The organism is Limosilactobacillus viscerum (genome assembly GCF_947387525.1).
GTDB classification, from domain to species: Bacteria; Bacillota; Bacilli; order Lactobacillales; family Lactobacillaceae; genus Limosilactobacillus; species Limosilactobacillus viscerum.
In genome coordinates this window covers 115,897-128,630 of the sequence record NZ_CANDNW010000002.1, presented here as the reverse complement: position 1 = coordinate 128,630, position 12,734 = coordinate 115,897, and the positions used below count along the sequence as shown (strand labels likewise).

General features: G+C 46.5%; 11 protein-coding genes and 1 tRNA gene. 4 read left to right on the top strand and 8 right to left on the bottom strand.

What is annotated here, in order from left to right:
• Positions 1 to 115: 115 nt before the first annotated feature.
• Both QOS07_RS01315 and QOS07_RS01310 read right to left on the bottom strand, forming a co-directional pair.
• Positions 116 to 460: a DUF3368 domain-containing protein gene (locus tag QOS07_RS01315; RefSeq protein ID WP_283587210.1), complete on the bottom strand. Its 345-nt coding sequence runs from the start codon at positions 458 to 460 to the stop codon at positions 116 to 118.
• A 63-nt stretch (positions 461 to 523) separates the two neighbouring features.
• Positions 524 to 946 carry a MerR family transcriptional regulator gene (locus QOS07_RS01310; RefSeq protein WP_283587240.1) on the bottom strand — a complete coding sequence of 141 codons (423 nt, stop codon included), beginning with the start codon at positions 944 to 946 and terminating at the stop codon, positions 524 to 526.
• 221 nt (positions 947 to 1,167) lie between these two features.
• On the opposite strand from QOS07_RS01310, the gene QOS07_RS01305 reads away from it, so the two are divergent.
• Both QOS07_RS01305 and QOS07_RS01300 read left to right on the top strand, forming a co-directional pair.
• Positions 1,168 to 2,610, top strand: coding sequence for an MDR family MFS transporter (locus tag QOS07_RS01305; RefSeq protein ID WP_283587239.1), 1,443 nt, complete (start codon positions 1,168 to 1,170; stop codon positions 2,608 to 2,610).
• Entirely contained in the window at positions 2,610 to 3,338 is a 729-nt protein-coding gene (locus QOS07_RS01300; RefSeq protein WP_283587209.1) for a DUF4811 domain-containing protein, read from the top strand. The genes QOS07_RS01305 and QOS07_RS01300 overlap by 1 nt, the downstream gene beginning before the upstream one ends.
• A 65-nt stretch (positions 3,339 to 3,403) precedes the next feature.
• On the opposite strand, the gene QOS07_RS01295 is transcribed toward QOS07_RS01300, so the two are convergent.
• Together QOS07_RS01295 and QOS07_RS01290 are read right to left on the bottom strand one after the other, a co-directional pair.
• The gene (locus QOS07_RS01295; RefSeq protein ID WP_283587208.1) at positions 3,404 to 4,270 is read right to left on the bottom strand and encodes an RluA family pseudouridine synthase; all 867 of its coding nucleotides are present in this window, start codon (positions 4,268 to 4,270) and stop codon (positions 3,404 to 3,406) included.
• Positions 4,271 to 4,334: 64 nt separating this feature from the next.
• Positions 4,335 to 4,409: transfer RNA gene (locus QOS07_RS01290), tRNA-Asp, on the bottom strand.
• 140 nt (positions 4,410 to 4,549) lie between these two features.
• Between QOS07_RS01290 and mprF the strand changes: the two genes are divergently transcribed.
• Complete coding sequence (gene mprF, locus QOS07_RS01285) at positions 4,550 to 7,132, top strand: bifunctional lysylphosphatidylglycerol flippase/synthetase MprF (protein WP_283587207.1); 2,583 nt, start codon at positions 4,550 to 4,552, stop codon at positions 7,130 to 7,132.
• A gap of 155 nt (positions 7,133 to 7,287) precedes the next feature.
• Here the strand turns inward: mprF and QOS07_RS01280 are convergent, their stop codons facing one another.
• Complete coding sequence (locus tag QOS07_RS01280) at positions 7,288 to 7,860, bottom strand: DJ-1 family glyoxalase III (RefSeq protein WP_283587206.1); 573 nt, start codon at positions 7,858 to 7,860, stop codon at positions 7,288 to 7,290.
• A 15-nt stretch (positions 7,861 to 7,875) separates the two neighbouring features.
• A complete protein-coding gene (locus QOS07_RS01275; protein WP_283587205.1) occupies positions 7,876 to 8,868 on the bottom strand; it encodes an alpha/beta hydrolase in 993 nt (330 codons plus the stop codon).
• A gap of 102 nt (positions 8,869 to 8,970) precedes the next feature.
• Here QOS07_RS01275 and QOS07_RS01270 point away from each other — a divergent pair, with 102 nt between their 5' ends.
• Entirely contained in the window at positions 8,971 to 10,299 is a 1,329-nt protein-coding gene (locus QOS07_RS01270) for a replication-associated recombination protein A (protein WP_283587204.1), read from the top strand.
• Positions 10,300 to 10,330: 31 nt separating this feature from the next.
• Here QOS07_RS01270 and QOS07_RS01265 read toward each other — a convergent pair whose 3' ends face one another.
• Both QOS07_RS01265 and QOS07_RS01260 read right to left on the bottom strand, forming a co-directional pair.
• Positions 10,331 to 11,827, bottom strand: coding sequence for an MFS transporter (locus QOS07_RS01265; RefSeq protein WP_283587203.1), 1,497 nt, complete (start codon positions 11,825 to 11,827; stop codon positions 10,331 to 10,333).
• A 241-nt stretch (positions 11,828 to 12,068) separates the two neighbouring features.
• Positions 12,069 to 12,719, bottom strand: coding sequence for a uracil-DNA glycosylase (locus tag QOS07_RS01260; RefSeq protein WP_283587202.1), 651 nt, complete (start codon positions 12,717 to 12,719; stop codon positions 12,069 to 12,071).
• Between the last annotated feature and the right edge of the window lie 15 nt (positions 12,720 to 12,734).

Below are 12,734 nucleotides of genomic sequence, written 5' to 3'. Positions count from 1 at the left end.
AAGCGACTGGGGAAAATTTTCTTCTTCCCGGTCGCCTTTTAATATTATGCAGTAATTACAGGAAACGAACTTCGGTTAACCATCTTAGACCCCAAAGATCTTTTCCACAAATCTATTAGTCTTCAGTTGGTAAAGCTTCTTCTTGGTCTTCCCAGGAATTTTCCCACGCTTCTACTGGTTCACCATCGTCGGTAAATTTAAGGCTGGTAAGCTTCGTCAGAATTTCTTTATAGTATGGCTTAGATAAACGAAGACTTTCAGCAGCTAATTCCGCTGGCCCCATGAAGTTGTTCTGGTTCAAGATTTCATTAATTGAACTAAGAACTTCATTTGACACCTTTGAACTAAGAATTTCAAGGCTCCCCTTTTTATACTGGTTTACATAAAAGGAGATAAAAGACTTGAGTGCCGTTTCCTGGGCCTCTTCATTTAATTCTGAAAAACTCTTTCCTTCACTCACTATTACCGCGTCCCTTTCCAAATATATGATTACTTTCACCTTACCACAAAAATTAGTGAATTGTTAATCGTCATCTTTGGTCACCGGCCGACAGTACAGGTGCGTCCCCTGCTGGTCAACGATGGCGTAAACCTCCGTCCCGGGATCATCGGCCAGGGTTCCCAGGTCAACTTCACCCTTTTGGTCGTCAAGTTGTTTAACATCCTTAATCTGGTCAGCAAAGAACTCCCGGAAGATCCTGCCAAGTGCCTTACGCTGCCGTTCCTTTTTTACTGCAACGGTTAATGTAAATCCCTGGTCAAGGAAGTACTTAATAGTAAAAACACTAAACATAGTCAGTAGGCCAAAGTAATGGTTCTTATTTTTATCATCCTGGCGAGAATGGATGTAGCCCTTACGCTCCCAGTAGCGCAACTGACTCGTCGAGACTCCGGTGACGCGTGCCATCTCGCTCATGCTAATCCGTAACTTATTATCCTTAATCATTCGCCGAAAATGTTCTCGTAACACTGAATCCCTCCACTTAAATTCAAATTCCGTCCTGTATTTTATCAATTTTGTGTTATCTTTGTCAAATTATTTGACAAAGATAACGGATAGTTTTATTATCTTTACTCGTTAACATTTTTTGAAAAGAGGTTTTATGCGTGAACGACAGTGAACAAGCTGCTGTTGATATTAACGGCCAACCATATAACCGGTCGCTAATGGTGCTGGTACTTTTAATCGGTGCTTTTTGTACCATCTTAAACCAGACCATCCTGTCAACAGCTTTCCCGGCTTTGATGAAAGCCTTCAATATTAGTACTTCAACTGTTCAATGGCTAACAACTGGTTTCTTAATGGTTAATGGGATCATGATTCCAGTCAGCGCCTTTTTGAGCAGCCGCTTTAATACCAAGATGCTCTTTATCTTGGCAATGAGTATTTTTGAAGTGGGAACAATCCTTTCCTGGCTTGCCCCTTCATTTCCAGTCCTCCTCACTGGTCGACTGATCCAAGCCGTCGGTGTAGGGATCAACATGCCACTGATGCAAAACATTATGCTGACCATCTACCCGCCGGAAAAACGTGGTGCAGCCATGGGGATCAACGGACTGGTTGTCGGTCTTGCCCCTGCAATTGGACCAACACTTTCTGGGTGGGTCATTGATAACTTTAGCTGGCGGTGGCTTTTCGGGATGATCGTGCCGATTGCTGCCCTGGTAATCATTGCCAGTTTCTTTGCCGTTAAAAACGTAATTCCAAATACTAAGCCACACCTTGACTGGATTTCAGTTATCCTCTCAACCGCTGGCTTTGGTAGCATGCTCTACGGTTTCTCTAGTGTCGGTGATAAGGGCTGGACTGAACCTGTCGTTGTCGCTTCAATCATTATTGGTGCGATCCTGGTTGTCTTCTTGGTTCTTCGTCAAAACAAGCTGGATGAACCATTTCTGGAATTCAAGGTTTTCAAGAGTGCCGAATATACTCTAGCAACGATCCTTAGTTCAATCGTCATGATGGCCATGGTCGGGGTCGAATTGGTAATTCCACTCTACCTCCAAATCATCCACGGAATGTCCGCCTTCCATTCAGGACTAACCCTTCTCTTTGGGGCACTCTTCATGGGATTCATGAGTCCGATTACCGGTAACCTCTTTGACCGGCACGGGGCGAAGCGGTTAGCCGTTACCGGGATGTTTATCCTGGCTGTCGGTACCCTTCCCTTTGCCTTCATCACTCGTGATACACCAACCATCTACATTGTCTTCTTATACGCGGTTCGGATGTTTGGGATTTCAATGGTGATGATGCCGGTTACGACTGCCGGAATGAACTCACTGCCATTCAACCTGATTTCACATGGTACTGCCGTTAACAACACGTTACGGCAAGTAGCCACCTCAGTTGGGACTGCGATTATGATTTCAGTTTTAACTAACGTCACGAACAGTCACGAACATGCTCACGCATTACTCAAGCAATCACCACTCCAATACAAGTCACAAATGTTTGACGCTACCTTAATGGGCTACCATGCTGCATTCTGGTTTGCCGTTGCTTTCTCACTGATTGGCCTGGTACTCACCTTTTTCGTCACTAGTGGTAATGGTATTCACCTAAAGCTTGATTCAGCTGACATTGAAGGAAAGGAGGACGATAAATAATGATTATTTTCATTATGTTTATTGCGGCCGTTGCGATGTTTGCCTGCATCATGTTCATGACTAACCGTAACCTCCGCATCCTCTGGACAACTATTTTTGGTGCCATCTTTATTGCTTCAACTGCGATGATGACCCTGAATTATAGTCACCACTTTGGTATGCACAAAGTTACGACAACAACTAGTCAACGAATCTATTCCGCCTCTAATTCATCAATGCCACTGGCACTTTACCAACCAGTTGGAACTAGTGGTAAGGATAACGTCTATATTTACAACACTAAGGAAAAGCAAAAGACGCCGAACCATACACAGGCAAACGAATATACCAGCAGCAAGATTAAGTGGACTAATCGGGCAACCCCTCGACTAGTCACTACTGAAACTCGGTGGCGCTATAACAACAAATTCTTTGCCAGCATGTACATGCTATCAGGGATGGATGGAACACTAGTTAAGCGGACAAATGTTCTTGAATACCCTACTAGCTACGTTAAAATTACGGTTAAGCAAGCCAGGCAACTGAAAAAATTAGCCAGTTCACCAGCCGCTAAAAAAGCCCAAGCAGCGTCACAACAACAGGGTAAGTCTGCTGTTGCTGCAACGGTTCAACAGGCATTAGCAAAGAACTCGAAGATGAGTGCACAAGAAATTCAGCAGGTAACCCAACAGGCTGAACAAAAGATGCAATCCCAAATGGTTAAGCAAATGCTTAGACAAGTTAAATAGTAAAAGCAGAAAGCAGGAGAATGGGAAGAAAAACAAACTTCTTCTCATTCTCCTGCTTTAAACGTTTAAATATTAAAACTATCCGGAAGTGGTGACGTAAAGGTTAGCTTCTCCTGACTGAAGGGGTCAACAAAAGCAATTTTGCTAGCATGTAGCAACTGGTGGTCATACTTCCGTGTATCGCCGCCGTAAAGGTGGTCACCAATTAGCGGGTGCCCAATCGCCGCAAAGTGAACCCGAATTTGGTGGGTTCGACCAGTGTGGAGACGGACCCGGACTCGTGCCCAGTCATTTGCTTGTTCTTCAACCCAGTATTCGGTTAGAGCCGGCTGGCCATCATCCGCAACCACCCGCTGAACCTGGCCCTCACGACGCGCAATCGGTTTATTAATCGTTCCGTGGTCCTGGTCAAAGTGACCACTGACAACTGCAGTGTATTCTTTTAACATTTTGTGTTGCTGAACTTGCTGGCTGATCATACTTGAAGCCACATGGTGCTTAGCAACCAGCAGAAGGCCCCCGGTAAAGCGGTCAAGGCGGGTAATCAAGTGCGGCCGCAAATCTTCAGACCCCTGCTTGGCCAAGTAGCCCTTCACCCGGTTAAGGACCGTCCCATTGTTGACGGTTGGTCCGGGAATGGATGTTACCCCCGCTGGCTTATCGATTACCAGCCAGTTGTCATCTTCGTAGACAATGTTAAGGGGTTCCTGACTTACTTCTACCGCCGGATCCGCCATTTCTGGTTCAACCTTAATCGTTAGCGGCTGGTTAGGAAGGATCTTAGTCGTTGGCCGAACCGTTCGGTGGTCAACCAGGAACTCCCCTTGTCCCTTCTTAATCTCATTAAAAAGGCGGTGCCCCATCCCCAGTGACTGTAGAAATTTTTTAATTTTAACCGGTTCTTCACCAGTATAAAGCCAGGTTGCTTCCATTATTTTCTCCTTTGGGTACAAAAAAAGTTGAGTTCAACAACTCAACTTGACGAAAATTTATAAGCGGTCCGTACGAGACTCGAACTCGTGATCTCATCCGTGACAGGGATGCGTCCTAAACCAACTAGACCAACGGACCATTTGACAACACAATAGAGTATACGGGAATTTCGGCTAACCGTCAACTAAAATTTCAAATTTCCCAATAATTATTTAGCTAATAGCTTATAATGGGTATATTACTGTGTTTAACAAGTTTTAAGGAGGAGTAAATTAATTATGCAGTCACTAGGCAACCGCCTACTCACCTGGTGGGAAAAGTATTCAAAGATTATTAAACTAGTCTTTATTACTTCAGTTCTCATCTTTGTCGTTCATGCCCTTGGTAGTTTTTTCAAGACGGTTCAATGGCACCAGGTCGGCGTGGGGTTAGCTAACCTTTCCTGGGCTAACCTAATTATCCTGCTCGTTACTGGTTGTATTGCCGTTATCCCAATGCTTGGTTACGACTTTGCTATTATTCATTTTTTACCCGGCAAATTTAAACGGTCCTACATCATCCGTTGCGGCTGGATTACCAATACCCTTACAAACATTGCTGGTTTTGGTGGCATTCTTGGTGCAACTCTGCGTGCCTATTTCTACCGCGAAAATGCAACTAAGAAGGATATCTTACTGGCAATTTCCAAGATAGCAGTCTTCTTGCTATCAGGTTTATCCATTCTCTGTTGGATCGCCTTAATTATCATGTTTGGTTTCCACGATGGTGGTCACTTTAACCAGTACTCAATCTGGCTGATTGGGGGTGGACTCTACTTTCCGGTTGTCTTCTACTTTACGATGATCAACGATAACAAGCTCTTTAAAGAAGTCACCCCTAAACTAGAGGGATTCATCGTGGGTAGTTCGACCCTGGAATGGCTCTTTGTTGCCCTCTTCTTCCTCCTCGTTGGCTGGTGTCTTGGCGTCCGGGAAAACTTAATTAATGTTTTGCCACTTTATGCGGTCGCCCAGGTTCTTGGTGTCCTCTCAATGATTCCAGGTGCCCTCGGATCATTTGATGTCATGATGATCTTTGAGCTATCCCTCCTGGGTGTTCCCCGGACCACGATCGTAATCTGGTTGCTGTTATTCCGAATTTTCTATTACATTGTCCCGTTAATCCTCGCCGGGTTGATGTTCATCCACAACTTAGCCCAACAGGTAAATGAATTTTTTGATGGACTTCCACTGATGCTCCTCCGCAAGACGGCCTATTACTTAATCACCGCCTTCATGTATATTTCTGGGATTTTAATGTTATTAACGGCGTCAATCCCTGATATCACTGCTGAGAATAAAATTGTCCAGCACCTTTACCCATATACCTTTTTCTTTATCCACCAAATGTCAACAATCCTCTTTGCCATCGCCATGCTGGCCTGTGCGCGGGGATTGCAGGCGAAGGTTAAACGGGCTTACTGGCCAACCCTAATCCTCCTGGTAATCGGGATTGCTAACACAATCTGGAACCTCGGGACAATTAGTCTGACAATCTACTTAGTAATCGTCCTGCTACTCGTGCTAATGTCCCGGCACGTTTTATACCGGGAGAAGCTCCAATACTCAATCGGCAAGTTTACGATCGATAGTTTAATTTTTGCCGGTGGTTTTATCCTTTACGTGATTGTGGGGGTAATTAACGCACCACAGTATTCCAGCAAGCACCGGGTACCAAGCTTTCTCTTCTTCCCCGGCGAAAAGATCTGGCTGTCCGGCTTAATTGGCTTAGGACTGGGTATCTTATTAATGCTGGTGATCCTGTGGTACTTCACCCAGGGCCGTGACCCCTTTAACCGGGTACAAAGTTTCAATGCGGACCGGGTGCGGAAGGTAATTGACCAGTTTGGCGGTAACTCAACCAGCCACTTAGCATTCCTCCGTGATAAGAACCTGTATTTTTACCAAAAGGATAAGACCGACCAGCTATTTTTCATGTACCGAAAGAAGTACGATCGGTTGGTAGTCATGGGAGATCCCGTGGGAAATCAGGCAGTTCTGCGGGAAGCACTTCGTCAGTTTGTCCGGGAGGCCGACCTGTATGACTACGAAATTGTTTTCTATGAGGTTTCCAGTGACTTAACCCTTCTTCTACACGAATTTGGTTTTGACTTTATTAAAACCGGGGAAAGTGGTCTAGTAACATTAGCCGACTTTACGTTAGCAGGAAAGAAGCAGCGGTCACAACGGGCGCTAATGCACAAATTCGATCGGGAAGGTTACGTTTTTGACGTAGTAAAGCCACCGTTTGATGACCAGCTAATGGCTGAATTAAAAGCAGTCTCAGATAGTTGGCTGGGCGAACAAGTTGAAAAGGGCTTCTCACTTGGTTTCTTTGATCCTTACTACATTAACCAAGCCCCGGTTGGTACTGTCCGTGACAAGGACGGAAAACTGGTGGCATTTGCAACGTTCATGCCGACTGGCGGTAAGGAAATACTGACAATTGACCTGATGCGGCACAGCAAGGATGCGCCATCAGGAATTATGGATAAGATTTTCATCAGTATGTACCAGTACGGGCAAGAAAACGAATATAAGTACTTTGACTTAGGGATGGCACCATTATCAAACGTCGGTGAATACCAGTTTAGTTTCTTGGAAGAAAAGATCGCACACTTTATTTACGAGTATGGCTACCACCTATATGGTTTCCAAGGACTGCGCCACTATAAGGATAAGTACGCATCGATTTGGTCCTCCCGTTACATTGCCTACCGCAAGAAGAACTCACTAGTAGCAAACATGTTGATCCTAGTCAGCGTGGTCAACCAGCGGGTAGACCAGCAAAAGAAACATTTACTGATGTGGTGGTTAAAATAAGGAAGTTGACCAACAAAGAAAGATCAGTTGGCACGATAGGTGGCAGCTGAACACACACAACATAATACACAAATGAGGTCCAGAATCCGGCAAAAAGCCGAACTCTGGACCTCATTGTATTTTAGGAGAATCATTTTCTCCTCTTGTATTGGTGATTACTTAGTACTCATCAAGTAATCATAGAGCATTTCTTTTTTAATCTGGGTGGTATCTAGCCCTAACACCTCAGCAATCTTGAAGGCATATGCCAGTGCGGTTGCCGGGCCACGACTGGTAACAATCTTACCAGCTTCATCAACGACCGTAATATCTTCCTTAAAGTTAGCGTTCTTAGCCACCTTAGCAATTGACTTCTCAAAGCCTGGGAAGCAGGTGTAATCACGGTTGTCCAAAAGGCCGTATGCGGCTAGTGCTGTTGGTGCAGCGCACATTGCAGCGTTCCACTTTCCCGCTTCGCTCCGCTTCCGCATCAAATCAGCCAGTTGCTTGTTACCGGCTAACTTCTCGGCACCGCCACGGCCACCGGGGAAGGCAACTAAATCATAGTCGAGGAGCTTATCATCAAGCACGTCATCACAAGTAAGTTCGATGCCATGTGCACCGGGAACCAATTGCCCTTCCAAGCCAACCATCGTTACTTGCACGCCCATCCGGCGTAAAACATCAACTACACTCAAGCCTTCAACTTCTTCACAACCTGGTGCAAATACAACTGCAACTTTCTTCACAATTCTCACCTCATATTATTCATTAATAACTTTTACAACCTGGTCCATTACCTCGTCTGCTTCCGGAATTTGGTATAAGGGGTAAATATGGAACAGACGCCGGCCAACATGGTAGTCAACCGGTATCCGCGCTTCACGGAGGTTCTGAACTAGTGTGTTAGTGTCTGGGTACATAATCTCACGCGTACCGACATAAATATGTATATCACGGATCTGGTCCAAGTTACCATAAAGCGGACTTAACCGGTAATCGTCATGTTCAACATTGCCAGCCCACATTTCGCCAATCTTGCGCAAGCCCCACGGTGCCAACGTAACATCAGAATCAGCATACTTATCAATTAGTGGGTTCCTTAAATCAAGGTCTAGCCATGGTGAAAACAAAATTAGGTGGCCTGGCTGCGGTAACCCCCGCTGACCAAGGTACTCACTAAAACCTAAGGCCAAACCAGCCCCAGCCGAATCACCCATCAAGGTAATATCACTGGCAGGAGCAATGGAATATAAATTAACGTACAACTGTGCTAACTGTTGGTAAGCGGCCCGAAATGTATTATTAGGCGCCAAGGGATAGAGCGGTACCACTACCTTGGCATTGGCGCATTGGGCTAGCCGGTTTAGGTACTCCCAGTGTGTTTTATCTGGCTGCTGCAGGTAAGCACCCCCAGCCAAGTAAACAATGATCCGTTGGTTGATTTCCTGCCCCTGGTCGTTAAGGGTGTAGATTGTCATCCCATCCTGTAAATCCTGGTGTAAGCGAACGTCAAATTGTACTTCTGGCATTACGTATGGGCGCTTATTTACCTCCTTAGCCGTTGCGAGCATTTTATCAAACGCTTGCTGGTTAGAGAGTGAACGTTTAAAGCCACTGAGTTGGATCCCCATTTCCACAAAGGTCGACTTGTTTGAACGACTGTGGCCACAACGGTGGAGCTCTTTCATGCTGGACTCAAAATTACCCGCAACGCGTGCGGCAAGTCCCGTTCGGAATATTTTTAACCGGTCCATCCCCAGTTGCCTCCTTCCGGTTGTTTCACTATTATCCTAACACGCTTACCTGTTCAATTTTATTAAGATTTAATTTAGAATGGGGTAAAGGAAGTGCGTACAATGCATCAAGAATCACTATTTGCCCAGGGCAACCCCCAGGCAACACCGCTCGCTAACCGGGTTCGGCCAACGACCCTGGACGAATTCGTTGGTCAGCAGCACTTGATTGGGTCCCACCGGGTACTCCGTGAGTTAATCGAAAATGACCAGCTCTCATCGCTAATCTTTTGGGGGCCACCCGGTGTCGGAAAGACAACGTTAGCGGAGATCATTGCCCGGCAAACCAAGGCCCACTTCGTTACCTTTTCTGCCGTTACCGCTAGTATCAAGGATATCCGTAAAATTATGCAGGAAGCGGAACAAAACCGGGAATATGGCGAACGGACTATCTGCTTTATCGACGAAATTCACCGTTTTAACAAGGCCCAGCAAGATGCCTTCCTCCCCTTTGTCGAACGGGGAAGTATCATCCTGATTGGCGCCACTACCGAGAACCCGTCCTTTGAAATCAATTCCGCCCTCCTCAGCCGGTGTAAGGTCTTCGTCTTGAAGTCCTTAACCACCGCTAACCTGGAGGAAGTCATTACGCGGGCACTGCACCACCCGAATGGTTTTCCTAACCTGGATGTTCAGTGCCAGCCGGCCGCAATTCACCTAATTGCTCAGTCTGCTAACGGTGACGCGCGGGTGGCTCTAAACACTTTGGAGATGGCCGTTCTTAATGGTGAACGGGCAGGAAAGAAAGTTGCCATCACTGAGAGTAACCTTAACCAGTTGATCAATACCAAGTCCCTCCGTTACGACAAGCACGACGAGGAACACTACAATATTATTTCGGCACTCCACAAATCAATGCGTAATAGTGATGTCGATGCCGCGATTTATTGGTGTTCGCGGATGCTGGATGGTGGCGAAGATCCGCTCTACATTGCCCGTCGCCTTGTCCGCTTTGCTAGCGAAGACATTGGATTAGCAGATACCAACGCACTGAATGTGGCAATCAACACTTTTCAAGCCTGTCAGTTTCTGGGGATGCCCGAATGCGACGTCCACCTAACAGAATGTGTGATTTACCTTGCTTGTGCGCCGAAGTCAAACGCAGTCTACACCGCTCGCCAGCGTGCCAAGAAGGTAATTAAAAAGACCGGGAACCTGCCAGTCCCACTTCAAATCCGCAACGCCCCAACCAAGCTGATGGCTGACCTCGGTTATGGGAAAGGCTACCAGTACGCTCACGACCAAAAGGATAAGCTAACAAACATGACCACTATCCCACCCGAAATCGCTGGTGAAAAATTCTACCAGCCAACTGATCAGGGGCGTGAATCGCGGTTCAAGGCCCGGATTGAGCAAATTAAACGGTGGCACGAAGAACACCCAAGTGAATAATAAAAAGGGATATCCCTCTCCCGCTTCAAAGCTAGCGGTCAGAGTCATATCCCTTTTGTTTTACTTGGGGTCGATGCCGAAATGATAGCGGCACCACAATAATTAACGAAATTACAATCAAGATTATAGCAGCGATTACGATGTCACGATAACCGGTATACAAGATCCGGCGCATTTCAGGAATTAACCGTGCCGGCAACTGGTTGGCAGTTTCGGCATTAGATAATTTGTTAAGCATCCGCATGGTAATGTCGCCATGTGACAACTTAACTCCCTTGAACAGTTCCTGGTTGAGGATCACCCCGTATACGGCTGCCATGATCGTCTGGCTAAGGATCCGCAACAGGTAGCCTAGTGAGGTTGCAATCGGCACATCACGAAGTTCAGCATCAGTTTGTACACTAATCTGTAAGATGTTAAAGACAAGACCCACGCCGAATCCTTCAAAGGCCCCCATTAACAGAAGAACCCAGAACGGTGCACCCTGGCCACAAACCAGGATACCGATAAAGGCAATAAAGATTGCTGCCGCACCGGTGGTAACTATCCAGTACTTGCCCCACCGGTCTTGAAGGAATGGCACCAGTTCCGAACCAATAAAGTTAGTCACGGCTCCAGGGATCTGGGTCATCCCCCCGAGAAGGGCACTGAGACCAAGCAGCCCCTGTGCCCACATTGGGATATAGGTGACAAAGGCAATGAATGATCCCCAGATAATCACAAAGAGTAAGAAATCAATTACTAATTCACGATTTTTAAACAAACGACTCGGAATGATTGGGTCGGCGGCGTTGCTGTCAACCTTAACCATCCATGCAAGAAGTGCGAAACCAACGACTGCTAACAAAGCGACTAACCAACCAGCAGCACTGCCGATCATCTGGACCGCTACCAGGATAATTACCAGACTAGCTACCAAAAGGGTTGCTCCCAGGTAATCAACTGGTTTCCCAGCCGCCTGCTTCTTGGGGCTCTGGTAAAAGATTGCCACGAGTACAATTGCAATCAGTGCGATCGGCACGTTTACGTAAAATACCCAGTGCCAGCTTAAAGCATCAACAATCCACCCACCGAGCAATGGTCCGATAATGGATGCGGTACCGAAGCACGCACTTGAAATTCCCAATACTTCAGCACGCTTCCGAAGATTCTGGTACAGTTCAGCATAAACAATGAATGGAATGGTGTTCATCCCACCGGCACCAATCCCCATCACGGTTCGTGCTACGATAAACCAAATAATATTCGGGGCTAGTCCTTGAAAAATCGCTCCTATCAGGAAAAGCGTCGTGGCCGTAATATAGGCTCGCTTATTTCCCTTATGCTCACCCATCTTACTCCAAAGCGGCGTAGCAACAGCCATCCCCAACAGGAAGGTCGCAACAATCCAACCCATGTATTGCAGTCCGTGCAAGTCACTTGTAATTGCTGGCAAGGCAGTGTTGACAATTGTTGCATCCATCCCCGCCATAATATTAGAGAGGAGCAGTGCCCCCGTCACTAATGTTTTACGCTGATTAACTTCCAATTTTTTACCTCCCTTTTCTGAATACTAAAAAGGAGCGGGATAGAAGAGACTGTGACAAAACTAAATTTTGCCACAGTCCCCTGTTTTTTAGCTCCGAATATTATAGAGATATCGCGTGCCACAACCCAGGACCTTAATGTCTAGCTACGGACAATCGCTAGCCCGTTCCGTGCTAACGATCGTCCTATGCTAGCCATACAGGCCCTAACCGGGGTTGTGTCACAGCTCCTTTCGCCACTCCCTACCTAATTTTCTTAATAACTTGTCCCAGCTTTTTCCAGTCGTCCTGAACAACCGGCATTAACCGCCGCGCATACAGGACAGCGGCTGGATGATACATTGGAACAAGAATGTACTTTTTACTACTCCACTGGTAACCCTGGTGGTCAGGTGTTACCTGTTGAATCGGTTGTTCTAACCTTTGTCCATGAAGTTTACCAATATTTGCGTGCGGGCCCAGTAACCGTTGCAGGGCCGTATTTCCCAGTGGCACGATTATCTTCGGCCTAATAGTCGCTAGCTCCCAGTCAAATAACGGCGCAAAAGCCAAAACTTCCTTTTTGGTTGGTGTCCGGTTAGGTGTTTTTTCAACCAGCTTTCCCGTTTTCTTGTCCCGGACCCGTTTAACCGAATACGGTCGCTGCCGAACCACACTTGTAATGTAAGTATTTTCCCGGGAATACCCAATTGAATTTAAAAACTTGATTAGCTCCTGCCCTGACGCGCCAGAAAAAGGGATATTGACCTTTTCTTCATGACGCCCCGGCGCTTCGCCAACCAGCATCAGGTCTGGGTTCAACGGTCCTTGGCCCGGAGTAAAGCCAGCTAACTGCCGGCCAGCAGTCCGGGTGCGGACTTCATCCAACAATGCCGGTGGATATTCAATAATCAAAAACTACCACCTACT